This window comes from Flavobacterium sp. (genome assembly GCF_024710485.1).
Taxonomy (GTDB): domain Bacteria; phylum Bacteroidota; class Bacteroidia; order Flavobacteriales; family Flavobacteriaceae; genus Flavobacterium.
On record NZ_JANJUQ010000002.1, the window covers coordinates 23,246 to 49,857 of the forward strand.

The window sequence follows — 26,612 nt, forward strand, 5'->3', positions numbered from 1 at the left end:
TTGCAATAGTACAAAAAAAACGCAACAGTCACTAGCCCTGATGGTAGCGAAAATCCTTTTTGCCATTGGTAATGTTGCAACGCTTATGGTTTAACGTTGTGGCAAAAAGATTGCAGCGTACAGCAGGGCACGAGCGCAGCGACTGGCACAGCAAACAGCTCCAAAAAAAATAAAATTTATTGCTTTATTTTGCCTAAATTTGCACACTTTTAAAAGAAAACTGCAACAATGTTAGAGAGATTACAATATGTAAAACAGCGCTTCGACGAGATTTCGGATTTGATTATTCAGCCCGATGTAATTGCCGATCAAAAGCGTTACGTACAATTAAATCAGGAATACAAAACCTTGAAAGCCCTTATGGATAAACGTGAGGAGCTAATCAACGTGACCGGAAATATCGAAGAAGCCAACGAAATTATTGCCGATGGCTCGGATGCCGAAATGGTGGAAATGGCCAAAATGCAGTTGGATGAAGCCAAAGAGCGTTTGCCGCAATTGGAAGAAGAAATCAAGTTCATGCTAATTCCGAAAGATCCGGAAGATGCCAAGAACGTGATGGTGGAAATTCGTGCCGGAACCGGTGGTGATGAAGCTTCCATTTTTGCCGGCGACTTGTACCGTATGTACACCAAATACTGCGAAAGTAAAGGTTGGAGAACTTCGGTAGTCGACATGAACGAAGGAACATCAGGTGGTTTCAAAGAGGTTATTTTTGAAGTGACCGGAGAAGATGTTTACGGTACTTTAAAATTCGAAGCTGGTGTACACCGCGTGCAACGCGTACCGCAAACGGAAACCCAAGGAAGAGTGCATACCTCGGCAGCCACCGTTATGGTGTTGCCGGAAGCCGAAGAGTTCGACGTGCAAATCGATATGAACGATGTGCGAATCGACTTTTTCTGTTCTTCAGGACCGGGCGGACAATCGGTAAATACGACCAAATCGGCCGTTCGTATGACGCACATTCCTACCGGATTGGTAGCCCAATGTCAGGACGAAAAATCACAACATAAAAACAAAGACAAAGCTTTAACCGTATTGCGTTCGCGTTTGTACGAAATGGAATTGGCCAAAAAGCAAGAGGAAGATGCCAAAAAGCGTAACTCTCAGGTAAGTAGCGGCGACCGTTCGGCTAAAATTCGCACCTACAATTATGCGCAAGGCAGAATTACGGACCACCGAATTGGATTGAGCATTTTCGACCTCGATGGCTTTATGAACGGTAACCTCCAAAAAATGATAGACGAGTTACAGTTGGTAGCCAACACCGAAAAATTAAAAGAAAGCGAAGTTTTCTAAGATACTAGGCCTCATTTATTGAGGCTTTTTTTATGTTAGAAGCGAATGGCTCGGGCTTTATCCGGAATGGCATTTCCCGCTGTCCGCGCTACAAGGTAGCTGCTCCCATCGGGGCTAAAGAGGAAACTATCGGAGGGCTTGGGTGATTTTTTACAACCAACATTGCAAAAACTTTGCGAACTTTACGCACAAACTAACTATAATGACAACAACACAACTCATCCAACAAATTCAAAACAAAAAGTCCTTTCTCTGTATAGGTTTGGACGTCGATTTACACAAAATTCCGAGTCATCTGTTAACGACAGAAGATCCGATTTTCGAATTCAACAAAGCCATCATCGACGCTACGCACGACTTATGCGTTTCCTATAAACCCAATATGGCTTTCTATGAAGCCCACGGATTAAAAGGCTGGACATCGCTCCAAAAAACCATTAACTATATCAACGAAAACTATCCTGAAATCTTCACTATAGCCGATGCCAAACGCGGCGATATCGGGAATACATCTACCATGTACGCCAAAGCCTTTTTAGAAGATTTGAACTTCGACAGCGTTACGGTTGCACCTTACATGGGCAAAGACAGTGTAGAACCATTTTTGGCTTTCGAAAACAAACATACCATATTATTAGCGCTGACTTCCAACGAAGGAGCTTTCGATTTTCAAACGCAAAATGTAGGTCATGACGCTTTATACCAAAAGGTAATCAAAACCTCAAAAACTTGGAAAAACAGTCAGAATTTGATGTATGTAGTGGGTGCCACCAAAGCCGAATATTTTGCTGAAATTCGTAAACTTGTACCCAACAGCTTTTTACTGGTTCCGGGAGTAGGAGCGCAAGGCGGTAGCCTTTCAGAGGTTTGCCAATACGGTATGAACGAAGAGATAGGTTTATTAATCAACTCCTCCAGAGCTATCATTTACGCTTCTAACAGTACTGATTTTGCTGAAAAGGCTAGGGAAGAAGCGCTGAAATTGCAACAGGAAATGGAAGGGATCTTAAAGACTTTGTGAATCTCTGTGACACCACCATGAAGACCTTCATTGACCAACTCGGCACTTCTCATACTTTCGAAACTACACCTAAGCGAATAGTTTCGTTGGTGCCTTCTTTAACGGAGTTGTTGTTCGATTTAGGATTAGAAGAACAAATTGTTGGGATTACCAAATTCTGCGTGCATCCGTTTCATTTTAAATCGACCAAAAAGATTATTGGCGGAACGAAAAATGTGCATGTCGAAAAAATCCGTTTGTTACAACCGGATATTATCATCGCTAACAAAGAAGAGAACACACAAGAAATTGTGGCCGAATTAGCTAAAATTTGTCCCGTTTGGGTCACCAACATCATTACTTTAGAAGACAATAATAAAATGATAGCTGAATTTGGGCAGTTGTTCAACAAAAGAACCGAAGCACAAAAATGGATTGATAAAATTCAGTTTGCGCAGCGTGATTTTGAGTACTTCATTCAAGGCCAACCGTCATACAAAGCGGCTTACTTTATTTGGGCGAATCCTTATATGGTAGCCGGTGGCGATACCTTTATCAATGAGATGTTACGTTTGAATAACTTCGTAAACATCTACGAAAACAATCCTAATCTTACCGGCAGATATCCTGAGGTTGAAATCAAAAAAATCCGTTTACAAGGCGATCCCGATTTGGTCTTGTTGTCTTCGGAACCGTTTCCTTTTAAAGATGAACACGCTTTTGAATTAGGCCGATTTACGCATCACGCCAAAACCTTTTTTGTGGATGGTGAAATGTTCTCTTGGTATGGCAGTCGTTTGGTAAAAGCCTTTGCCTATTTTAAAAAACTACATCAAAAATTAGCATAAAAAAAAGCCGATGCTTTCCCAAGCACCGGCATTTTTTAACTAACCTAACCAAATAATAAAAAAACCAATTTTATTACATTACAAAGATAAGCCTCGATTTCAAGTCCTTGTGTTAAGGTTTTGTTATTCTTATGTTATTGATTTCTAAAAAATTATGGTTTTCTGTCTTGTAACGCAAATACTTTCTTCAATAATGGAGAAGTTCTGGCACTCAATTGCGTTCTGATATCTTTTTCTTCCAACGCAATCATCGTAAATACGCCTTGTAAGGCTTTGTTGGTAGTGTAATCTGTCAAATCGGGATTAATCTTGGTAACCAATGGAATGCTGTTGTATTTTTTGATGATGTTGGCCCAGACTTTATCGGCACCCACTTTGGCTAACGAACTTTGGATCACCGGACTGAATTTGGTATACAGCGGATTAGTTGTAGTGGACTGTAAATAAGTTGTAGCCGCATTTTCATTACCCATTAAAATATTTTTAGCATCGGTAAAACTCATGTTTTTAACAGCGTCTACAAATATCGGCGTTGATTCTTTTACAGCTTCTTCAGCGGCGCGATTCAAGAGTAAAATGCCTTCATCGGCCAAATCGCTCATCCCCATTTTGCGGAGTGTTTTGTCTACTTTTTGTAATTCTTCCGGGAGTAAAATTTTAACCAATTCGTTTTTGTAAAAGCCGTCGGTTGCAGTTAATTTGCTGACTTGCTTTTCAATGCCTTTATTTAGCGCTTCTTTCAGCCCTTTCGAAATGTCAGTGGAAGTAAGCGAGCCTAAACTTTGTGAATTCTTAGTTGGCACCTTTTTTTTGAGATCGTCTAAAATTTTAATTTGGGAAATTCCTAAAAACGGAACGAGTAGTAGTAGCGCGATTTTTGTTTTCATAAACAGTTTCTTTTTTTCAAAAGTAAGCAATCTTCGTGCCGAAAAATGGCAAATAAATGTTAATTCGACGTTTAGGTATTTGTTGCATTTGCCCTTTTTATTTTTCAGATTTTAAATGGGAAATTTTTAATAATTCTGTAAATTGCACCCTCAAAACAGACACTTATTTAACAATGGTTCAAGAACAGCCCTATATTCCTAAAAATAAAGTAAGAATTGTTACTGCAGCTTCCCTTTTCGACGGTCACGATGCAGCCATCAACATTATGCGACGTATTATCCAAGCTACCGGCGTAGAAGTGATTCATTTGGGTCACGACCGCAGTGTGGAAGAAGTGGTAAATACTGCTATTCAGGAAGATGCCAATGCGATTGCAATGACTTCCTATCAAGGTGGTCACAATGAGTACTTTAAATACATGTATGATTTGTTGAAAGAAAAAGGCGCCGGACATATCAAAATTTTTGGTGGTGGCGGAGGCGTAATTTTGCCATCGGAAATTTCAGAATTGCACGAATACGGGATTACCCGAATTTATTCACCGGATGACGGTCGCGCTATGGGATTGCAAGGCATGATTAACGATTTGGTAAAACAAGCTGATTTTCCTGTAGGTAACGAACTCAACGGTGAAATCAATCATTTAGAGGAAAAGAATCCAACGGCGATTGCCCGTGTAATTTCTTCGGCAGAAAATTTTCCTGAAGTAGCTAAAGAAACACTCGATGCCATCCATAAGAAAAATGAAACGTCTCACATTCCTGTTTTGGGAATTACCGGAACCGGTGGTGCCGGAAAATCGTCTTTGGTAGACGAATTGGTACGCCGATTTTTAATCGACTTCCCGGAGAAAACCATCGGATTGATTTCAGTTGATCCTTCTAAAAGAAAAACCGGTGGCGCTTTGTTGGGCGACAGAATTCGTATGAATGCCATCAACAATCCGCGAGTTTATATGCGTTCGTTGGCCACACGCCAGTCGAATTTGGCCTTGTCGAAATACGTAAACGAAGCCATTCAGGTATTGAAAGCCGCGAAATACGATATCATCATTTTAGAAACTTCGGGTATCGGACAAAGTGATACCGAAATTTTAGAGCATTCGGATGTGTCTTTATATGTAATGACACCGGAATTTGGCGCCGCAACGCAATTAGAGAAAATTGATATGTTGGATTTTGCCGATTTGGTGGCGATTAACAAATTTGACAAACGCGGGGCTTTGGATGCGATTCGCGATGTAAAAAAACAATACCAACGCAATCATAATTTGTGGGATATTAATCCGGATGATATGCCGGTAATCGGAACCATTGCTTCCCAGTTTAATGATCCGGGCATGAATACACTCTACAAAAAAATTATGGACAAGATTGTAGAGAAAACGGGAGCCGATTTACAATCGACTTTCGAAATCACTCGCGAAATGAGTGAGAAGATATTTGTCATTCCGCCACACAGAACAAGATATTTATCGGAGATAGCCGAGAACAATCGCAAATACGACGAGACAGTTTTAACGCAAGTGGAAGTGGCTCAAAAGCTATACGGTATCTACAAAACCATTGAAAGTGTGGCCAAAAAACAACCGCAAATTGACAAGTCGGGAATTGAAGTTAACAGTTTGAATTTCAATGATGATAATAAAGAGTTTCTAAACTTATTATTGAAAGAATTCGACCGCGTTAAAATGAACTTAGATCCGTTTAATTGGGAAATTATCCACACTTGGAACGACAAAGTCAATAAATACAAAAATCCGGTTTACAGCTTTAAAGTACGCGACAAAGAAATCAAAATTCAAACGCATACCGAAAGCTTATCGCATTCTCAAATCCCGAAAGTGGCTTTGCCGAAATACCAAGCTTGGGGTGATATTTTAAAATGGAATTTACAGGAAAATGTGCCGGGAGAATTCCCGTTCGCATCAGGGTTGTATCCGTTTAAAAGAGAAGGCGAAGATCCAACGCGTATGTTTGCCGGAGAAGGCGGACCGGAAAGAACCAACCGTCGTTTTCACTATGTGTCGTTAGGCATGCCGGCGAAGCGTTTGTCCACGGCTTTTGACTCGGTTACTTTATACGGAAACGATCCTGATTTGCGTCCTGATATTTACGGTAAAATAGGGAATGCCGGCGTTTCGATTTGTTGTTTGGACGACGCTAAGAAATTGTATTCCGGTTTCGATTTGAGTCACCCAATGACTTCGGTGTCTATGACGATTAACGGTCCGGCGCCAATGCTGTTAGGCTTCTTTATGAACGCGGCTATCGATCAAAACTGTGAAAAATACATCATTGAAAACAACCTTCAGGTAGAAGTTGAAGAAAAAATCAATGAAATCTACAAGAAGAAAGGTTTACCAAGACCAAGATATAACGGCGAATTGCCACAAGGAAATAATGGTTTAGGCTTGATGTTGTTAGGCGTAACCGGTGACCAAGTGTTGCCGAAAGAAGTGTATGACGATATCAAAATCAAAACTTTGACGCAAGTCCGCGGTACTGTTCAAGCCGATATTTTAAAAGAAGACCAAGCGCAAAACACTTGTATTTTTTCTACTGAATTTGCCTTGCGTTTGATGGGCGACGTTCAGGAATATTTTATCCAAAAGAATGTCCGCAATTTTTACTCGGTTTCGATTTCGGGCTACCACATCGCTGAAGCTGGGGCGAACCCAATTACGCAATTGGCGTTTACGTTGGCGAATGGTTTCACTTATGTGGAATACTATTTAAGTCGCGGTATGAACATTAACGATTTCGGTCCGAACTTATCATTCTTCTTCTCCAACGGAATTGATCCTGAATACGCCGTGATTGGTCGCGTAGCTCGTAAAATTTGGGCGAAAGCCATGAAAAACAAATACGGCGCTAACGAAAGAGCGCAGATGTTGAAATACCATATTCAAACTTCGGGTCGTTCGTTACACGCTCAGGAAATTGACTTTAATGACATTCGTACGACCTTACAAGCTTTGTATGCAATTTATGACAACTGTAACTCCTTGCACACCAATGCTTACGACGAAGCGATTACTACACCAACCGAAGAATCAGTACGTAGAGCAATGGCGATTCAGTTGATTATCAATAAGGAATTAGGATTGGCTAAAAACGAAAATCCAATACAAGGTTCGTTTATTATAGAAGAATTAACTGATTTGGTGGAAGAAGCCGTGTTGCAGGAATTCGACCGTATCACAGAGCGTGGCGGCGTTTTAGGCGCTATGGAAACCATGTACCAAAGAAGTAAAATTCAGGAGGAAAGTTTGTACTACGAAACCTTGAAACATACAGGAGAATTCCCAATTATAGGGGTGAATACTTTTCTGAGTTCCAAAGGATCGCCAACGGTAATTCCGGCTGAAGTGATTCGCGCTACAGAGGAAGAAAAGCAATTCCAAATTAGTACATTGCATAACCTTCACCAAGCTCATGCGGGCAAGGAAGCAGAACAATTGCAAAGCTTACAAGAAGCTGCCATCAATAACAAAAACTTGTTCGAAAAACTAATGGAAGCCACAAAGTATTGTTCGTTAGGCCAAATTACAGCTGCTTTGTTTGAAGTGGGCGGTCAGTACCGACGCAATATGTAAGCAGACACTTGTTCTCGCAGTAGGCGAGGACTTAGTGGTCGCTTATCCCGATGACAATCGGGATCTATATGATAAATAAAAAACCTCACTAATAGTGAGGTTTTTTATTTATCATCCGGATTTTGATTAAATTTTCGCACCATCGATTTCAACAAAGCCGCGCGTTCGGCTTTCTTGGTTTTTTCCCTATCTTGCGCTTTGTGAAGCTTGTCGTTGTAGGCTTTGATGTTTTTGGCGTTTTTTCGACTCATGGGTCAAAAATATAAAATTATCTTAAAATAAAAGTTTGGCATCAATATTGAACGGCTCAAAATATCATCAACCATTTAAATTATTATGTTATGAAAAAAATTACCCTTGTTTTAGCTTTTATCGGGATGATAGCGCTACAAAGTTGTACAGTGAATGAAGACAATGGAAACGGTATAGATAACGACACCATAGGTGAAGTTTTTGAATATACTAATGTGAACTTTTTACCGAATAGTTATACGGTGGTACTAAATTATCCTCACACAATTTTCAGTTCAGATATGGTTTTGGTTTACCGACTATCAGGAAGCTTTCAAGGAGAAGATGTTTGGAAGTTATTACCGGAAACCTATTATTTCAACGATGGTACTTTAGATTTCAGATATGATTATAATTTTACTCGTTTTGACGCAGAAGTTTATATGGAAGGATATGATTTAGCCGGACTTTCTTCAGCAGTTCGTTTAAATCAAGTATTGCGTGTAGTCGTTATTCCTGCTGCTTTTGGCAAGAATGGCACCATTGATTACAACGATTATAAGTCGGTTATTAACGCATATAACATAGATGAAAGTAAGATTATCAAGATTCAACAATAAGGTAACTTAATTAAATAAAAAAACCATCCGAATCAGGATGGCTTTTTTTATGTTTATAGGTACTCTTAAGAAATATCAATCGGAGTAACTTTGGCATTATGCCATATTCTCAACATTAGCTTCAGCCAATTTAGCGTAAGTACCGTTGACTAATTTTTCGCGTATAGCTTCAAAAGCTGATAGCGTTTCGTTGATATCTGCTAAAGTGTGCGAAGCTGTTGGAATCATACGCAACAAGATAATGCCTTTCGGGATTACCGGATATACTACAATCGACAAGAAAATACCATAGTTTTCTCTTAAGTCGTTTACCATCACCATGGCTTCCGGAATGGAACCTTCTAAGTAAACCGGAGTTACACAAGTGTTGGTATCGCCTATGTTGAAACCTCTTTCTTTTAACCCGTTTTGCAACGCATTTACGTTTTCCCAAAGTTTGTCTTTCAAGCCCGGATTGTCTCTCAACAATTGCAATCTTTTCAAAGCACCAACAGTTTGTATCATTGGCAAAGCTTTGGCGAACATTTGAGAACGTAAGTTGTATTTCAAATAATCAATAACGTCTTTATCACCTGCTAAGAAAGCGCCGATACTGGCCATAGACTTTGCAAAAGTGGAGAAATAAACATCAATACCGTCTTGACAACCTTGTTCTTCTCCGGCGCCGGCGCCTGTTTTACCCAGTGTTCCGAAACCATGAGCGTCGTCGACTAACAAACGGAAATTGTATTTCTTTTTCATTTCCACAATTTCTTTCAACTTGCCTTGTTGGCCACGCATTCCGAATACGCCTTCGGTGATGAATAAAATACCACCACCGGTTTCCAGAGCCATTTTGGTCGCACGTTGCAAGTTTTTCTCCATGCTTTCCAAATCGTTGTGTTTGTAGGTAAAACGTTTTCCCATGTGTAAGCGCACACCATCGATAATACAAGCGTGAGCATCTACATCGTAAACGATAATATCATTTTTGGTGACCAAAGCGTCGATAGCCGACATGATACCTTGGTACCCAAAATTCAATAAGTAAGCCGCTTCTTTTTGTACAAAAGCAGCCAATTCTCTTTCTAATTGTTCGTGAGCATCAGTGTGTCCGCTCATCATACGCGCGCCCATTGGATAAGCCGCACCGTATTGTGCAGCAGCATCGGCATCGGCTTTACGTACTTCAGGGTGATTGGCTAATCCTAAATAGTCGTTCAAACTCCAGTTCAAAATGTCTTTGCCGTGGAATTTCATTCTCGGACCTAACTCACCTTCCAATTTTGGAAATACGTAGTAACCTTCTGCTTGTGAAGCCCATTTTCCTAACGGACCTTTATTGTTTTGTATTCTTTCGAATAAATCTTTTACCATCGTAAATGTATTTAAAAACGAGGCAAAAGTAGGCATAAATTTAGTTTACTCCTAATCATAACAGGAGTAAATTTTGAACCGTTTATTGTTGAAAAGCCAAAGACTTTCTAGCTTACCAATAACTTGACGATTTCGAATAAAGTGTCTTTGTCGACAGGTTTCGATAAATATTTGTTCATGCCTATTTCGATGACGCGTGTTTTGGTACTTTCCATTACATCGGCGGTTAGGGCTATGATTGGAATTTCTTTTTTGTGCTCACCGGCTTCTCCTTTTCGAATAGCAATAGTGGCTTCGTAACCATCCATGATAGGCATTTGCAAATCCATTAAAATGATGTCGTAATCATTTTCGGTGAGTTTTTTCAAGCCTTCTTCGCCGTTGTTGGCAAATTCTACGGTAGTATTGAGCCATTTCTTGGTAATCATTTTGATCACCATTTGGTTCATGGCATTGTCTTCTACCACTAAAATAGTTTTTCCTTGAAGGTCGTATTCCAATTCCTTCCCCGGAAGCGAAGCTTTTTTAGGCACTTCGACGGTTTCGTAAGTAAGTTCTATTTCGCACACCGTTCCTAAGTCGACCGTACTGTCAATTTTAATTCGTCCGTTGTGTAAGTTTACCAAGTGCTTTACAATGTATAGACCAAGACCTAAACCACCAAATTTTCTTTTGTTGTTAATCCCTTCTTGTGAAAAAGAATCGTAAATGCTGTGGATTTTTTCTTTGGAAATGCCAACACCGGTATCGCTTATCGTAAATAGGAAACTCACTCGATTGTCTTTCTCTTTTTTGGCTTCCAATTTGAATTTGACAAAACCGTCATGGGTAAATTTTAAGGCGTTACTCAATACATTATGCAAAATTTGATTCAATCGCGCCACATCGCCATTCACCATTTCCGGTAAATCATCTCCTTTTTGGAAAGAAAAATCCAGTCCTTTATCAGTCGCTTCTCTGGCAAAGCTATTGGCAATATGCTCGGTCGTTTTTACCAAATCAAAGTGAGCCAATTCCAGTTTGATTTCGTTTTTCTCAATCTTCGAGAAGTCTAAAATGTCGTTGATGGAACTCAACAAACTATGTGTTGAATATTTGATGATTTGACTGCTGTTCTGAATTTGCTCGTCTTTACTGTCTTTAGCCATAGATTTTGCGGTATTCAAGATGGCATTTAAAGGTGTTCGCAACTCGTGACTGATGTTGGATAAGAAAAACGACTTGAGTTCGTTCATTTCTTCAGAACGTTGTAAAGCTAAGGTTTGTAATTGCTCGCGTTCGTTTTTGAGATTTCGAATTAAGTTAGCCATTGAAAGCGAAAGGAAGATGACTTCCATACCGGTACCTAATTTCGAACCGTTTTCTGTCCAAAAATTAAGTGGCAATAAACTAAAGTTTTTCAGAATAAAAACAACGAAACCGGAGACCAAAAAGAAAATACCCGTTGCAAAAAAGCGATCTAGCTTTTTGGTCTTTCTGTAAATGGCAATTTGCGAGGCGATGATTAAACTGAGTACAATCAAACCCAATCCATTGGCAATAGGATAGGAGTGTTCAAAGGAATTCGGAAAGATGAAAAGCGATAAAAACAAAGTTGCATTCAAAAAATACAGCGCATAAAACGCATACGTAATGGTTTTGTTGTATTCTTTAATCTTCAAGAAAACTTGAGCATACCTACCTAAAAAGAAGTTGGCTATGCAAGCAAATAGGATTACGGCATGTAGTGAAAGCCAACCTGATTGCGGTGTAATCAATTGGTAAAAATAGCCATCTATGGAAAATTGCAACAAACCGATAAAAACTACATACATGCTGTAATAAAAAAAGGTTTTATCTCGCATGGCAAAGAAGAAGAACAAGTACAAAATTGCGGCTATGATTAGAATACCATAGAAAAAGCCAAAAACAAACTGCTCAAAAGAAGTGGTTTGAATTAGGGTTTCTAGAGAATAGAGAATCATGGGCATCGACAACATTTCGCCATCGCTTTTAACATGCAAATAGAACTGTTGGCTTGTTTTGGGTTCTAGGACAATTTTGAAAATGGTTTTGCGATGGTCGAAACTTCTTTCGTGGTAAGGAATGGCGTCACCGCTGCGAAATTTTTTAACCGTTTTCGATGAGTCAATCACGTAAAGCTCGGCTACGTCGGTTATTGGACGAGCCGTTTCGAAGAAGTAAACCTTTTTTTCCTCAGTCGTATTTTTGAGTTGGAATCTAACCCAAATGTGATGTGTAGTAAAACCAAAATCAGTATTCTCGTTGGGCATTGGAGTAAACTGTAATGATTTTGAGTTTAGCACTTCCTCAATATGGAGTGCTTGGTTCCCTAAATCAACATATTGGGCTAATTGATGAATGGATTGTTTACCGGAATCGGTTGCTTTTTGTAACAAATACTGGCTGTAGGCTGAGTTTGTGTTTAAGCACAAAAAAGCCAATAGCCATAAGTATTTGAAACAATGAAAGATTGGGCTTTTTCTCGTCATTGTTAGGTTTTGTTTTTGTTTGCGAAACTATGTACGCAAATGGTTGTTTTTTGGTTTTTGAATCACAAGTTTATTTTTAATAAAATCATACTTTAATGCTTTTTCTATTTTTAAAATTGATGGCGCTATAAATTAAATACCTTTGTCACTTACAAAAAGAAATCATCATGCAACTCGTTTTCGCCTCTAACAATGTTAACAAAATCAAGGAAATTCAATTGCTATTGCCCGAAACCATTCAGGTTTTGAGTTTAGCAGATATTGGTTGTTTTGATGATATACCGGAAACGGCAAATACCATTGAAGGGAATGCCATTTTAAAAGCGAATTATGTGACAGAGAAATTTGGTTATCCTTGTTTTGCCGATGATACCGGTTTGGAAGTGGCGGCTTTGAATGGCGAACCGGGTGTTTATTCAGCACGATATGCAGGTGAACAGAAAGACTCGAATGACAACATGGACAAGTTATTAGCTAATTTAAAAGACCAGACCAATCGCAAAGCCCATTTTAAAACAGTGATTTGTTTGAATCTCAATGGAGAGCAACACTTGTTTACCGGCATCATTACCGGACAAATTACTACCGAGAAAAAAGGTACTAATGGTTTTGGTTATGATCCGATTTTTACAGCCGATGGTTATACCCAAACTTTTGCCGAATTGTCTATGGTTGAAAAGTCAGCTATCAGTCACCGTGGTTTGGCTGTTAAGCAATTGGTGGATTTTTTAAGTCGCTGAGTTGATAAGTTATTGAGTGGCTGAGAAAAGAAATGGTTCCACTCCTAAACCTCAAAAATCTGCGCAAAATAATAGCCCAACTCAACCAATTTGCGACTCAGAAACTCAGTTGCTTTGTTAAGCAAAAGTTAACTTATTAATTTTCAGTCATTAACAAATTAGCGTATATGGTTTTTAAAGACTACCTTTGCACCAAATTTTAAAACTTTATATGAATAAATTTGAACAATTAGGTCTGAATGAATCGTTACTGCTGGCGATCAAAGATCTAGGATTTGAGAATCCGTCAGAAGTCCAGGAAAAAGCGATTCCGGCACTATTGGAACAAAACACAGACTTGGTTGCCTTAGCGCAAACAGGAACAGGGAAAACCGCCGCTTTTGGTTTTCCGCTTATTCAAAAAATTGATGCCGAAGACAGAAGTACGCAAGCGTTAATTTTATCACCAACGCGTGAGCTATGCTTACAAATCACCAACGAGATTAAACAATACTCAAAATATGTAAAGGGTTTACATACAGTGGCAGTTTATGGTGGTGCAAGCATTACGGAACAAGCCAGAGAAGTAAAGCGTGGTGCACAAATTATTGTGGCCACACCCGGTAGAATGCAAGACATGATTAATCGTGGGCTTGTGAACATTAAAAACATCAATTACTGTATTCTTGACGAGGCAGATGAGATGTTGAATATGGGATTTTATGACGATATCGTTTCGATATTATCAGACACTCCAGATGAGAAAAACACTTGGTTGTTTTCGGCTACCATGCCGGCAGAAGTGGCGCGTATTGCCAAGAAATTTATGGCCAATCCGGTAGAAATTACCGTAGGACATAAAAACTCAGGTTCTAAAACCGTGTCGCACGAATTTTATGTTGTAAATGCTCGTGATCGTTACGAAGCTTTGAAACGCTTGGCCGATGCAAATCCGGATATTTTTTCGGTAGTATTTTGTCGTACCAAACGCGATACGCAAGCAGTAGCGGAAAAATTAATTGAAGACGGTTACAACGCAGCGGCTTTGCACGGCGATTTGTCGCAAGCACAACGTGACGGCGTAATGAAATCGTTCCGTGGCAGACAAATTCAAATGTTGGTGGCGACAGACGTTGCGGCTCGTGGTATTGACGTAGACAATGTAACGCACGTGGTAAACTACCAATTACCGGATGAAATTGAAACCTACAATCACCGTTCAGGCCGTACCGGTCGTGCCGGAAAATTGGGAACGTCTATTGTAATCATCACTAAAAGTGAGATTCGCAAGATTCATTCGATTGAAAAAATCATCCAACAAAAATTTGAAGAGAAGACCATTCCAAGCGGTATAGAAATTTGTGAAATCCAATTGTTGCACTTGGCTAACAAAATTAAAGACACTGAAGTAGACCACGAAATAGACAACTATTTACCGGCTATTAACGAGGTTTTAGATGGTTTGACCAAAGAAGAATTGATTAAGAAAATGGTTTCGGTTGAGTTCAATCGATTCATTAATTACTACAAAAAGAAACGCGATTTATCGGGTGAGAAATCAGACAGAGGTTCTTCGGAGCCAAGAGAAATCAGAGCCGGCGATCCGGTGCGTTATTTCGTAAATATCGGAGCTCGTGACGATTTCGATTGGATGCAGTTGAAAGACTTTTTGAAAGAAACTTTAGATTTAGGTCGTGATGACGTATTTAAAGTAGATGTCAAAGAAGGTTTCTCTTTCTTTAATACCGATGGCGAACATACCGATAAAGTAATGTCGATTCTAAACGGATACGAATTAAACGGTCGTCGCATCAATGTTGAAATTTCTAAAAACGAAGGCGGAAGTCGCGACAGACGTGACCATAACGGCAGAAGTTCCGGAGGTTTCAGAGGCGACAGAAATTCGGGCGGTGAACGCAGAAGTGGTGGCGGTTTCGGACCAAAACGCGATGGTGGTTTCCGCAGTGAAAGAAGTTCAGACCGAACAAGAAGAGAAGGAGGCCGCAGAGAGCCGGGTTCTTTTCAAAGAGAAGGCAGTGCGCCAAGACGTTCTGAAAGCTCTGACAGACCCGCAGGACGTTCTTTTGAAGCGGCTAAAAATCGTAGACCGAGAAGAAGCTAGTATTATACGAATTTCTTATTAAAATAGTCAACTCCGTTTTGCTTTGGTAAAACGGAGTTTTTTTATCCATTGGCTTTTGAAAAAAATGCGGTTAGAATCGTTTTTTTAGAGGAGTTCTTTTCATTTTGTTAATTTTCTTCTAATTCTCGACAGCAACAGTCCGTTTTCTTAAAAGAGTTTCATACTTTTAAACCATCAAAAACAACTATGAAATATTTTTTACTTTCTGTCCTTTTTTTAGTAGCCATTACCACTACGGCTCAGGTGAATCCTGTTGGTCAAAAAGTTTCCGGTACCATTATAAACGATAATAGTTTGTTGCCGATTCCCAATGCGAACATCATTAATGTCAATAAAGTTAAAGGAGTAACAACCAATGCCAGCGGTTATTTTGAAATGGAAGTCAGCGTTAGTGACACCCTGCATATTTCTATTTTAGGCTACCGTTCGTTGCGCGTTCGTGTAACCAACGACTGGATTAAAAATGGAACTGCTAAAATTTTAATGACCGAAAAAGCCATTGCTTTGGAAGAAGTAATTGTGCGCAGATACGATTTAACCGGCTATTTGGAAATCGATTCTAAACTTATCCCTGAAAAAGAAAATTACCGTTACAGTATTTCCGGCTTGCCTCAAGCTTACGAAGCCGGCGACAGATCTCCGAATGCTTTTACGCGAGTTTTGGGTTCTATCTTCAATCCGGCCGACATGTTGTATAACTTTTTTGGCAACAAACCCAAAGAGCTCAAAAAGTTAAAATCGATGAAGAAAGACGATACCGTTCGTAATTTGTTGGAATCGAAATTCGATCGCGAGACCATTGCGGTACTTTTAGGTGTGGATAAGAAAGACATCGCTGAGATCTTACAGCGTTGTAATTATTCGGAATCTTTTATCCAAACAGCCAACGATTTGCAAATCATGGATGCCATTAGTTCTTGTTACGAAGAATATAAAGTATTGTCGAAGAAACACGAAAAATACATCAAGGAATAATTAGTGTTCCGCATAATAGCGTTCTTCAATACGCTTGATGTCTTTAATCGAATTTTTAGCCCAAAGCAAACGTTTTTCCAGAATTTCTTCCGGACTTAATTCCCAGTTCAAATCCGATTGGCGAAGGCGAGTGGTGATGTCTTGAATGATAATGGCCGCTGAAACCGAAATATTCAAACTCTCTGTAAAACCTACCATCGGAATTTTTAAGCAACCGTTGGCTTGTTCTATAACTTCAGGTGATAAGCCTTGTTTTTCTGTTCCGAAAAAAATAGCACTTTTTTTAGTGATATCGAATTCGTGTAAATAACAAGAATCGTTGTGCGGCGTGGTGGCGATGATTTGATAGCCTTTGTCTCGTAGGGAATCGATACAATTTTGCATCGAATTGTATCGGTTGATATCGACCCATTTTTGAGCACCCATAGCAATCTCAGTGTCGATTCGTTTGCCGAATTTTTGCTCGACTACATTGAGTTCCTGAATCCCGAAAACTTCGCAGCTTCGCATTACCGCACTAGTGTTGTGTAGCTGATAAACATCTTCCATAGCGATGGTGAAATGATTGGTTCGGTTTTTTAATACTTCTAAAAAGCGTTGTTTTCTGCTATCGGTTAAAAAGCCTTCAAGGTATTTCAAATAATCAAGGTCAATCATAAAATTTGTTTTGCCAAAAATAGCAAAAATGCGTAGCTTTAAAATCAAATAACCCTTCAAAATAATTTTAAAACAAGATGGTGAAAAAAAAGAAAGTAGTGGTTTTAACCGGTGCCGGTATTTCTGCCGAAAGCGGTATCAAAACCTTTCGCGATGCCGATGGTTTATGGGAAGGGCATGATGTGATGGAAGTCGCTTCGTATGACGGTTGGATCAACAATAAAGTATTAGTACTCGATTTTTACAACCAACGCCGTCGGCAATTACATGAGGTAAAACCCAATTTGGGTCATTTTACTTTGGCTGAAATGGAAGCTGATTTTGACGTTCATATTATTACCCAAAACGTAGATAATTTGCACGAACAAGCCGGCAGTAAAAAAGTTTTGCATTTGCACGGAGAATTGTTAAAGGCGCGAAGTGATCATCCGCATACTTTTGAAATCATGGATTGGAATAATGATTTAACAATTGGCGATGTCGATTCGAAAGGCATACAATTGCGTCCGCACATTGTTTGGTTTGGTGAAGCTGTTCCGGCCTTAGACGAAGCTGTCAAAATAGTAACGCAAGCAGATATCTTGTTAGTTGTCGGCACTTCGTTGCAGGTATATCCCGCAGCCGGATTGTTACATTATGCTCAAAGTAACATTCCTGTTTTTTACATTGATCCGAAACCGGCCACGATTTATGATTTGCAAAATCCGTTAGAAGTGATGCCAATGAATGCTACCGAAGGTGTTCCTTTGATAAGAGAAAAATTACTCGGTTTTAGATAAAAAACTCATCACTCATCACTCATAACTTATAACTAATACCTATTTTTGCACCTTGAAACAACAACATACAACTACATGTCATTAACTACTTTAAACGCCATTTCTCCTGTAGACGGCAGATACCGCAAAACCACAAAACCGTTAGCTTCTTTTTTCTCGGAAGAAGCCTTGATTAAATATCGTGTTTTGGTTGAAATTGAATACTTCATTGCTTTGTGCGAAAGTGATTTACCACAATTAAAAAGTGTAAACAAAAGCAGTTTTGAAGCACTGAGAGCCATCTACCAAAACTTTACGACTGAAGATGCTTTAGTTATCAAAGAGACCGAAAAAACGACCAATCACGATGTGAAAGCCGTGGAATATTTTATCAAGGATAAGTTTGAAACACTTGGTTTGAGTGCTTATAAAGAATTTATTCATTTTGGTTTGACGTCTCAGGATATTAACAATACCGCCATTCCGTTATCGACTAAAGAAGCTTTTGAAAAAGTGTATATGCCGAGCTTGATTGCTTTGATTGCCAAATTGAAAGAATTGAGCATGGAGTGGAAAGATGTTCCTATGTTAGCCAGAACGCACGGTCAGCCGGCTTCTCCAACTCGTTTAGGGAAAGAAATCTTGGTTTTTGTAGAACGATTGGAAGAGCAATTACGTTTGTTATTCAATATCCCATTTGCTGCTAAATTTGGTGGTGCGACCGGAAATTTCAATGCGCACCACGTGGCTTATCCTAATGTAGATTGGAAGCAATTTGGTACTTCATTCGTGGAGGAGGTTTTGGGATTACAACATTCTTTCCCAACAACACAAATTGAACATTACGACCATTTTGCTGCTTTTTTTGATGCTTTGAAACGAATCAATACCATCATAATCGACTTAGATCGCGATATTTGGACGTACGTTTCGATGGATTATTTCAAGCAAAAAATCAAAGCCGGTGAAATTGGTTCTTCAGCAATGCCGCATAAAGTAAACCCGATTGACTTTGAAAATTCAGAGGGAAATTTAGGGATTGCCAATGCCATCTTCGAACATTTATCAGCTAAATTGCCGATTTCCAGATTGCAACGCGATTTAACCGATAGTACCGTTTTAAGAAATGTAGGCGTTCCTTTCGGACACACTATTATCGCTTTTGAAGCTACTTTGAAAGGCTTGAATAAACTGTTGTTGAACGAAGCCAAGTTTGCGGAAGATTTAGAGAAAAATTGGGCTGTTGTAGCCGAAGCCATTCAAACCATTTTACGCCGCGAAGGCTATCCGAATCCTTATGAAGCTTTGAAAGGTTTAACCCGAACTAACGAAGCCATGACAAAGGAATCCATTCATGATTTCATCGGAACTTTGAATGTTTCTGAAGGTATTAAAGCCGAATTGTTAGCGATAACACCTAGTAATTATTTGGGGATTTAGATTTTAGTATTTTGATAAAAAAAAAAGAAGGCATAAGATTCAACTTATGCCTTTTTACTTTTCCCTTATCCCCAGATTTATCTCGAATAATTCGGTGCTTCCTTGGTAATGGTCACATTGTGCGGATGACTTTCGCCAATACCGCTGGCAGTGATGCGAACAAAGCGTCCGTTTTCTTGTAAGGTTGGAATATCTTTGGCACCACAATAACCCATGCCGGCTCTAAGTCCGCCTATGAATTGCTGCATACTTTCGTTTAATTCACCTTTGTACGGAACACGTCCTACAATGCCTTCCGGTACTAATTTTTTAATATCATCTTCCACATCTTGGAAATAACGGTCTTTCGAACCTTCTTGCATGGCTTCTACCGAACCCATACCGCGGTAAGATTTGAATTTTCTGCCTTCAAAAATAATGGTTTCACCTGGAGATTCTTTAGTTCCGGCGAGTAATGAACCCAACATCACGCTATCGGCACCAGCTGCAATGGCTTTGGGAATATCGCCTGTGTAACGAATACCGCCATCAGCAATTACCGGAATTCCGGTTCCTCTTAAAGCGGCAGCGACTTCCAATACAGCGGAGAATTGCGGAAACCCGACACCGGCGACTACACGTGTGGTACATATTGAACCCGGTCCAATACCAACTTTCACCGCATCGGCTCCATTTTCAACCAAGTATAATGCGGCTTCAGGAGTGGCTATGTTGCCTACTACTACGTCTAATTCGGGGAATTTGGCTTTGACTTCTTTTAAAACACTCACCACGCCTTTGGTGTGTCCATGAGCGGTGTCGATAATTACAGCATCAACTCCGGCATTGACTAGGGCTGTGGCTCTTTCAATGGCATCGGCAGTAACCCCTAAAGCGGCGGCCACTCTTAAGCGACCGAATTTGTCTTTATTGGCTATTGGTTTTTGAGTGAGTTTCGTGATGTCGCGGAAAGTGATTAAACCAACCAATTTGTAGTTGGTGTCTACTACCGGTAATTTTTCAATTTTATTTTGTTGCAAAATGCCTTCCGCCTCTTGTAAAGTGGTGCCAACGGCCGCAGTAACTAAGTTTTGTGACGTCATCACTTCGGTAATCGAACGCGAGTTGACTTTTTCAAAACGCAAGTCACGGTTGGTGGCAATGCCTTTCAATATTCCGTTTTCATCTACCACGGGAATACCACCGATACCAAATTCTTTCATGGCCATTTTAGCATCGCCTACAGTTGCGGTTAGGGGTAAGGTTACCGGGTCGAGTATCATTCCGGCTTCGGCACGTTTTACTTTACGCACTTTAGCGGCTTGTTGCTCGATGGTCATGTTTTTGTGTAACACGCCAATGCCGCCTTCTTGCGCCATCGCAATCGCCATGGCACTTTCGGTTACAGTGTCCATAGCTGCAGAAACAATAGGAACATTCAAAGTAATATTCTTCGAAAATTTCGATTGTATGTTAACTTCGCGCGGTAAAATTTCTGAGTAATTCGGAATAAGCAATACATCGTCGTAGGTTAAACCTTCCCCAACGATTTTGGAGTTGTGTGCTTTCATGTTGCAATTTGTAGTTGTAGTTAAATTGCGAGCAAATATAGTAAAAAATCTCTACACTTTAACGGCTTACTCTTTCAAAAATGAAATGATGAATTCAGTCATTTGGCCTTCCTCACTTTCAATGTTGAGTTCCCCTTTATTATTGATTAAAAACTGTTTTACTAATAGTAGTCCCAGTCCTGTTCCTTCCTCCATAGAAGTGCCTTTTTCAGAAGATAGTCTGCTGTTGAAATTCAGTATTTCAGTTATTTTATCCCTATTAAGACCGTTACCAAAATCTTTAATGTGAACTTTTTGGTATTTTTCATCATAGGAATAGAAAATATCAATTTGACTGTTGAGAGGTGCAAATTTTACGGCATTGGCAATGATATTCTGAATGATAATTCTGGTTTGTCCTATATCAGCATTGATGAAAACAGTTTTGTCGTTATTATGGTTAAAGGTGACTTTCTTTTTAACTACTTCGGCATAAAAAGAGCTTATGGATTCTTCGATAATTTGGTTCAAAACTATCTTTTCGAAATGAACATTAGTTCCGTCAATTTGAGAGTTAGCCCATTTTAAAAGATTGTTCAAAACTAATGATGTTCCTTCTACCTGTTTTTGAAGTTGCTCAAAAACAAATTCTTGTTCTTCTTTGCTTAGAACATTTTGCTTGTTGAGTTCAATAACTTGTACTAAAGAATTGATGGGCGTTTTTAAGTCGTGTGAAAGTATTGAGAAAAGTTTGTTTTTAGTTTGATTTAATTCTTCCAATACTATATTTTGAGAGGTAATCAATGTTTGTTGGCTTTGGATTTCTCTATTTTTGATATCAATTTCCTTGTAGAATTTCCCCTTTTGCTTGTTGTATTTATAATAGTAATAAGTGAAGATGGAGAGTGATACTAGCAATAAAATTATAAAGCCAACAAAAATTCGTGTGCTCTTAAGTTTTTGTTGAGCGGCTTCTGCTTTGGCCTCTAATTTTTCATTTTCAGCTTCCTTGGCCTCTAGTTGTAAAATATTGACTTCCCTGATCTTGGATTCGGCAAATAAAGAATCGTTGTATATTTTGTTAATCATCAAGTATTGGTGCGCCGATTTAAAATCCTTAAGCTGGTAGTATATTTTAGATAAAATTTCAGAAGAGCGCGCAATGTCCCATTTGGCCCCAACAATTTTGGCTGCTTTAAAACCTTTCAAACCATATTGTTCCGCTTTTGAATAATATCCGGTCTTTAGGTAAGTTTCCGAAAGTCCGGACAAAGCATAGGCTTCTTCCCATAAGTTAGGTTTTTGAGAATCGTTTAAGACTTTTTGATAATAGTATATCGTGGAATCGATGTTGTTTTTGACAAAATGTATAGTAGCCAACTTGTTTGCTGCCAATTGAGCATCATTAGTGTATTTGAAACGTTCACTCAATTTTAGCGATTTCGAAAAACTTCGGTAAGCTTCTTCGTATTGTTTCAGATTGGTTTGGGAAACGCCAATGTTTAAGAGGTTTTTAATAGTGTATTGTTCGTTTTTTAGCGCTCTGCAAATGGCAATTGATTTCTCGAAGTTCTTTAACGCTTCTTTGTCTCTGCCATACACTTGCTGAATTAAGCCTTGGCCCATTAATCCTTTTGCTAGTCCGAGTTTGTTGTTTTCAACTTGGCAGATAACAGCTGCTTTGATATAGTTTTTCAACGCAATATCATAGTCCCCGTTAATGTAATAATTAGCAGCAAACTGTAGCATTACTTCGGCTATACTGTTGCGGTCTTTATTTTTTCGGGCTATTTTGTCAGCCTTGTACAGGTAAAATTTGGCCTTTTGGAAATCAGAGTATGAATATTTTTTCGACTCTTGAAGATAATAGGATACAGAGTCCATTGGAGATATTGCGGCAAATACTTGATTTGTATGGGTCAACAAACATATTAATACCGTTATCGAAAGCTTTATGATTCGAGACAAAGTGATTTTTTTAAGGATTCGGGAAAATAAAAATACGAAAAAGATTGACATTACAGCAATCTATTAGTGAAATTTTCCGAATAGTTTTGAAGCTTCATTGTAGGCACTTTCAAAACTCATAGGGCTGGTGTTCGTGTTTTCCTTCTGAATAGTAAAGTAGGAGAGTAATTTTTCGGTTGGCATGTTTCCTGTTAAGTCGTCTTTGGCCATCGGACAACCGCCAAATCCTTGAATAGCACCATCAAATCGGCGACAACCTGCTTTGTAAGCGGCATCTATTTTTTCATGCCATTTGTCGGGTGTAGTATGCAAGTGTGCACCAAATTCAATTTCAGGGTATTTCGGAATCAAATTTGAAAACAAATAATCAATAACTTCCGGAGTAGAACTACCGATGGTATCGGATAAAGATAAGATTTTTACGCCCATTTTAGCCAGTGTTTCAGTCCATTCGCCTACAATTTCAACATTCCAAGGATCGCCGTAAGGATTCCCGAATCCCATAGAAAGATAAGCTACAACTTCTTTATCAGCGGCATTGGCAATGTCCAGGATTTCTTGTAGGGTAACCAAACTTTCCGCTATCGTTTTGTGTGTGTTGCGCATTTGGAAGTTCTCCGAAATTGAAAAAGGAAACCCTAAATACTGTATTTCTTTGTGAACCGAAGCCAACTGTGCTCCTTGAGTATTGGCAATTATAGCCAAGAGTTTGCTTTGGGTTTGTGATAAATCCAATCGTGCTAAAACCTCGGCTGTATCTTGCATTTGCGGAATGGCTTTGGGCGATACAAAACTCCCGAAATCTATAGTGTCAAAACCCACACGCAGTAACGCCTGAATGTAGTTGACTTTCAATTCGGTGGGAATGAAAGTCTTAATGCCTTGCATGGCATCGCGTGGACATTCTATGATTTTGATGGGTTTCATATTCGTTTCCAAAGATACTAAAACCGCTCTCTTTTCAAAATAAAAAAGGCTAAGATTACTTTATAAACGGAAGGCGATAGAATCAGCTTTTACGGTTTGATTTTTTCCAGCAGTTTCAGATTGATTTCCTTAATCAAAGCCGGACCTTCATATATAAATCCGGTGTACAATTGCACCAAACTCGCACCGGCTTCCAGTTTTTCCAACGCATCTTCTGCCGAATGAATGCCTCCAACCCCAATAATAGGGAAGGCCTTGTTGCTTTTTTCAGATAAAAAACGAATCACTTCCGTCGAGCGTGCGGTTAAAGGTTTACCTGATAATCCGCCTGTTTCTGTCTTGTTTTCCGATTGTAAACCTTCCCGGGAAATGGTAGTATTGGTAGCGATAACGCCTGCAATTTTGGAATTGTTTACAATATCGATGATGTCTAACAATTGCTCGTTGGTTAAATCGGGTGCGATTTTCAATAAAATCGGTTTTGGATTTTGATGCAATAAATTGTGCGACTGCAAGGTGTTGAGCAATTCGGTTAACGGTTCTTTTTCCTGCAAGGCTCTTAAATTGGGAGTGTTCGGCGAACTTACATTCACCACAAAATAATCCACGTAGGCAAACAGAGCGTCAAAACAAAGTAAATAGTCGGCAGTAGCATTTTCATTTGGTGTCACTTTGTTTTTACCGATATTCCCGCCAATCAAAACACCTTTGTTTTGTTGTAAACGAAGTACTGCAGCTTCCACACCGCCATTATTAAATCCCATTCGATTAATGATAGCACTGTCTTCTTTTAAGCGAAACAATCGTTTTTTCGGATTACCGTCTTGTGGTTTGGGTGTCAAAGTTCCGATTTCAATAAATCCGAAACCAAAGTTTGATAACTCATTGTAAAGCTTAGCATCTTTGTCGAAACCTGCGGCCAAACCTACCGGATTTTTGAATTTTAAACCAAAGACTTCTCGCTCTAAGCGTTGGTCTTCAACTCTGTAAATTGACTTAAACAGCTTGGGTACAAAGGGAATTTTGCAAAGAAATCTAATAAGAGAAAAAGTGAAATAATGCACTTCTTCCGGATCAAACCTAAAAAGGATTGGGCGAATAAGTAGTTTGTACATGGGTTGTGTTGTTGCTTGTCTGCCGACAGGTAGTTGCTACAAAGGTAATAGATTTGGAGATTTGAAGATATGCTAAATTGAAAATGTTTTAGTAAAGGCAATTTTCCATCCTCAAATCTTCAAATTTTCAAATTTTCAAATTACTTTAGCCAAACAATACCAATCCCATGATTTCAGAAGCACAATTCCAAAACGAACTCAATTTAATCATTCAAAACGGCATCCGCGAAGACATCGGTCCGGGCGATTACAGTTCACTCGCTTGCATACCGGATACGGCTCAAGGTCGCGCTAAATTATTAGTGAAAGACACCGGAATCATCGCCGGAGTTGCCTTTGCCCAAATGATTTTTGAAAATGTTGACCCAACGTTAGAAGTCGAAGTTTTCATTCAAGACGGAATGCCGGTCAAACATGGAGATGTTGTATTTAACGTTTCAGGCAGTTCGCAATCCATTTTAAAAGCCGAACGTTTGGTACTGAATTCCATGCAACGCATGTCGGCGATAGCTACAAAAACCAACAATTACGTACAACTTTTGGAAGGTACTAAAACCATGATTTTAGACACGCGTAAAACCACGCCGGGCTTCCGAGCCTGTGAAAAATGGGCAGTGAAAATCGGTGGTGGCGAAAACCATCGCTTTGCGTTGTACGATATGGTAATGCTGAAAGACAACCATAACGATTTTGCCGGTGGCATAACACAAGCTATAAACAAAACCAAAGCTTTTTTGAAGCACAATAACCTAGATTTAAAAATTATCGTCGAAGCCAGAAACTTAAACGAAATTGAAGAAATTCTTCAAAGTGAAGGCGTGCATCGCATCTTAATTGATAATTTCAATTTTGAAGACACTAAAAAAGCGGTAGCCATTATTGGTAATCGTTGTCAAACGGAATCTTCGGGCAATATCAACGAAAAAACCATTCGCCAATATGCCGAATGCGGTGTGGACTATATCTCTTCAGGTGCTTTAACGCATTCGGTGTACAACATGGATTTAAGTCTGAAAGCCTTCTAACATGAGCATCGAGATAGAGGACAAACTCAAAAAAATTCCCATTGTCAGGACTCTGGTGTTGCTGTTGCAAAAAATTAAGTTGCCTTGGCTACACGGTTTGTCGTTCTATGATTTAATAGAACATTATTTTATTGGGATAATCGAAGGAGCCATTTCCTACCGTGCGGCAGCCATTGCGTGGAGTTTCTTCATGTCGTTGTTTCCCTTTGCCCTTTTTATCCTTAATTTGATTCCGTATATTCCTATCGAAGGATTTCAGGACGATTTTCTTGGATTTGTACAACAAAGTGTTCCGCCAACCACTTACGATGCTATCTATAAAATCATTAACGATATTTTGCATAACAGTAACTCGGGCTTGATTTCTACCGGATTCTTTATGGCGATTATTTTAATGACCAATGGTGTTAACTCAATTTTGGGTGGTTTCGAGAGTTCGCACCACATCGATTTTTCCCACAAGCGAAAGTTCCTGCGCCAGTATTTGGTCTCGTTGGCGCTTTCCATACTATTGGCATTTTTGTTAATTGTAACCGTAGCCGCCATTGTAATTTTTGAGGTAATTATCCAAAAAACCAAAATCCAAGACGTGCTTTCCGACAATATTCCGCTCATCGAAATGGGACGTTATGCCTTTGTGATTTTAATGATTCTGTTTTCCACTTCACTATTATTTAAGTTCGGTATCAAACGCGATTCACGGCGTTCATTCATTTCCATCGGTTCCGTTTTTACCACTGTTTTGATTATTCTTTCGTCTTACACTTTTGGGATTTGGGTAATCAAATTCTCCAAGTATAACGAATTGTACGGTTCCATCGGAACGCTGTTGGTGATTATGTTTTACATTTGGATCAACTGTATGATATTGCTGTTAGGCTTCGATTTAAATGCCTCGATTAATAAAATTAAACGCCAAAAAGAAAAAGAATTAGAAACCAATCCATAGGCTTTTTTTTAAACGCAATTCCTGCCATACGCTCTACTTCGTGCCGCTGCTGTCAGGGTTAAAACTCAAACT

21 protein-coding genes are annotated in these 26,612 nt (G+C 39.3%); 12 read left to right on the forward strand and 9 right to left on the reverse strand.

Annotated features, from left to right (window positions below; translation table 11 throughout):
- The first annotated feature begins 228 nt into the window (after positions 1–228).
- From prfA to Q0M21_RS00170, 3 genes are all read left to right on the forward strand, one after another.
- Entirely contained in the window at positions 229–1,302 is a 1,074-nt protein-coding gene (prfA, locus tag Q0M21_RS00160) for a peptide chain release factor 1 (RefSeq protein ID WP_295333031.1), read from the forward strand.
- A 202-nt stretch (positions 1,303–1,504) separates the two neighbouring features.
- Positions 1,505–2,323, forward strand: coding sequence for an orotidine-5'-phosphate decarboxylase (pyrF, locus tag Q0M21_RS00165; RefSeq protein ID WP_295333032.1), 819 nt, complete (start codon positions 1,505–1,507; stop codon positions 2,321–2,323).
- Between the two features lie 17 nt (positions 2,324–2,340).
- Complete coding sequence (locus Q0M21_RS00170; RefSeq protein WP_295333033.1) at positions 2,341–3,150, forward strand: ABC transporter substrate-binding protein; 810 nt, start codon at positions 2,341–2,343, stop codon at positions 3,148–3,150.
- A 152-nt stretch (positions 3,151–3,302) separates the two neighbouring features.
- Here the strand turns inward: Q0M21_RS00170 and Q0M21_RS00175 are convergent, their stop codons facing one another.
- The gene (locus Q0M21_RS00175; RefSeq protein WP_295333034.1) at positions 3,303–4,037 is read right to left on the reverse strand and encodes a DUF4197 domain-containing protein; all 735 of its coding nucleotides are present in this window, start codon (positions 4,035–4,037) and stop codon (positions 3,303–3,305) included.
- A 173-nt stretch (positions 4,038–4,210) separates the two neighbouring features.
- Here Q0M21_RS00175 and Q0M21_RS00180 point away from each other — a divergent pair, with 173 nt between their 5' ends.
- Positions 4,211–7,636, forward strand: a complete 3,426-nt coding sequence (locus Q0M21_RS00180; protein ID WP_295333035.1) for a methylmalonyl-CoA mutase family protein — start codon at positions 4,211–4,213, stop codon at positions 7,634–7,636.
- A 104-nt stretch (positions 7,637–7,740) separates the two neighbouring features.
- Here the strand turns inward: Q0M21_RS00180 and Q0M21_RS00185 are convergent, their stop codons facing one another.
- A complete protein-coding gene (locus Q0M21_RS00185; protein WP_295333036.1) occupies positions 7,741–7,887 on the reverse strand; it encodes a hypothetical protein in 147 nt (48 codons plus the stop codon).
- Between the two features lie 90 nt (positions 7,888–7,977).
- On the opposite strand from Q0M21_RS00185, the gene Q0M21_RS00190 reads away from it, so the two are divergent.
- On the forward strand, positions 7,978–8,487 hold the full coding sequence (locus Q0M21_RS00190) for a hypothetical protein (RefSeq protein WP_295333037.1): 510 nt from the start codon (positions 7,978–7,980) through the stop codon (positions 8,485–8,487).
- Between the two features lie 96 nt (positions 8,488–8,583).
- Here Q0M21_RS00190 and Q0M21_RS00195 read toward each other — a convergent pair whose 3' ends face one another.
- Together Q0M21_RS00195 and Q0M21_RS00200 are read right to left on the reverse strand one after the other, a co-directional pair.
- Positions 8,584–9,843 carry a pyridoxal phosphate-dependent aminotransferase family protein gene (locus Q0M21_RS00195; RefSeq protein ID WP_295333091.1) on the reverse strand — a complete coding sequence of 420 codons (1,260 nt, stop codon included), beginning with the start codon at positions 9,841–9,843 and terminating at the stop codon, positions 8,584–8,586.
- A gap of 107 nt (positions 9,844–9,950) precedes the next feature.
- Positions 9,951–12,335: a hybrid sensor histidine kinase/response regulator gene (locus Q0M21_RS00200; RefSeq protein ID WP_295333038.1), complete on the reverse strand. Its 2,385-nt coding sequence runs from the start codon at positions 12,333–12,335 to the stop codon at positions 9,951–9,953.
- Positions 12,336–12,502: 167 nt separating this feature from the next.
- Between Q0M21_RS00200 and Q0M21_RS00205 the strand changes: the two genes are divergently transcribed.
- The 3 genes from Q0M21_RS00205 to Q0M21_RS00215 all read left to right on the forward strand — a co-directional run bounded on the left by Q0M21_RS00205 (position 12,503) and on the right by Q0M21_RS00215 (position 16,172).
- Entirely contained in the window at positions 12,503–13,075 is a 573-nt protein-coding gene (locus Q0M21_RS00205; RefSeq protein WP_295333040.1) for a non-canonical purine NTP diphosphatase, read from the forward strand.
- Positions 13,076–13,286: 211 nt separating this feature from the next.
- Positions 13,287–15,176, forward strand: a complete 1,890-nt coding sequence (locus Q0M21_RS00210; protein WP_295333042.1) for a DEAD/DEAH box helicase — start codon at positions 13,287–13,289, stop codon at positions 15,174–15,176.
- Between the two features lie 207 nt (positions 15,177–15,383).
- The gene (locus Q0M21_RS00215) at positions 15,384–16,172 is read left to right on the forward strand and encodes a carboxypeptidase-like regulatory domain-containing protein (protein WP_295333045.1); all 789 of its coding nucleotides are present in this window, start codon (positions 15,384–15,386) and stop codon (positions 16,170–16,172) included.
- On the opposite strand, the gene Q0M21_RS00220 is transcribed toward Q0M21_RS00215, so the two are convergent.
- A complete protein-coding gene (locus Q0M21_RS00220; protein WP_295333047.1) occupies positions 16,173–16,829 on the reverse strand; it encodes an RNA methyltransferase in 657 nt (218 codons plus the stop codon).
- Positions 16,830–16,906: 77 nt separating this feature from the next.
- Here Q0M21_RS00220 and Q0M21_RS00225 point away from each other — a divergent pair, with 77 nt between their 5' ends.
- Positions 16,907–17,608, forward strand: coding sequence for a Sir2 family NAD-dependent protein deacetylase (locus Q0M21_RS00225; protein ID WP_295333049.1), 702 nt, complete (start codon positions 16,907–16,909; stop codon positions 17,606–17,608).
- Positions 17,609–17,683: 75 nt separating this feature from the next.
- Positions 17,684–19,027, forward strand: coding sequence for an adenylosuccinate lyase (gene purB, locus Q0M21_RS00230; RefSeq protein ID WP_295333051.1), 1,344 nt, complete (start codon positions 17,684–17,686; stop codon positions 19,025–19,027).
- A gap of 77 nt (positions 19,028–19,104) precedes the next feature.
- Here the strand turns inward: purB and guaB are convergent, their stop codons facing one another.
- The 4 genes from guaB to Q0M21_RS00250 all read right to left on the reverse strand — a co-directional run bounded on the left by guaB (position 19,105) and on the right by Q0M21_RS00250 (position 24,566).
- The gene (gene guaB, locus Q0M21_RS00235) at positions 19,105–20,577 is read right to left on the reverse strand and encodes an IMP dehydrogenase (protein ID WP_295333053.1); all 1,473 of its coding nucleotides are present in this window, start codon (positions 20,575–20,577) and stop codon (positions 19,105–19,107) included.
- 66 nt (positions 20,578–20,643) lie between these two features.
- On the reverse strand, positions 20,644–22,440 hold the full coding sequence (locus Q0M21_RS00240) for a tetratricopeptide repeat-containing sensor histidine kinase (protein ID WP_295333055.1): 1,797 nt from the start codon (positions 22,438–22,440) through the stop codon (positions 20,644–20,646).
- A 147-nt stretch (positions 22,441–22,587) separates the two neighbouring features.
- A complete protein-coding gene (locus Q0M21_RS00245; RefSeq protein WP_295333057.1) occupies positions 22,588–23,451 on the reverse strand; it encodes a hydroxymethylglutaryl-CoA lyase in 864 nt (287 codons plus the stop codon).
- 89 nt (positions 23,452–23,540) lie between these two features.
- Positions 23,541–24,566, reverse strand: coding sequence for a quinone-dependent dihydroorotate dehydrogenase (locus Q0M21_RS00250; protein ID WP_295333059.1), 1,026 nt, complete (start codon positions 24,564–24,566; stop codon positions 23,541–23,543).
- A 167-nt stretch (positions 24,567–24,733) separates the two neighbouring features.
- On the opposite strand from Q0M21_RS00250, the gene nadC reads away from it, so the two are divergent.
- Positions 24,734–25,591, forward strand: a complete 858-nt coding sequence (nadC, locus tag Q0M21_RS00255) for a carboxylating nicotinate-nucleotide diphosphorylase (protein WP_295333061.1) — start codon at positions 24,734–24,736, stop codon at positions 25,589–25,591.
- Between the two features lies 1 nt (position 25,592).
- Positions 25,593–26,540, forward strand: a complete 948-nt coding sequence (locus Q0M21_RS00260) for a YihY/virulence factor BrkB family protein (RefSeq protein ID WP_295333063.1) — start codon at positions 25,593–25,595, stop codon at positions 26,538–26,540.
- Positions 26,541–26,612: the final 72 nt, after the last annotated feature.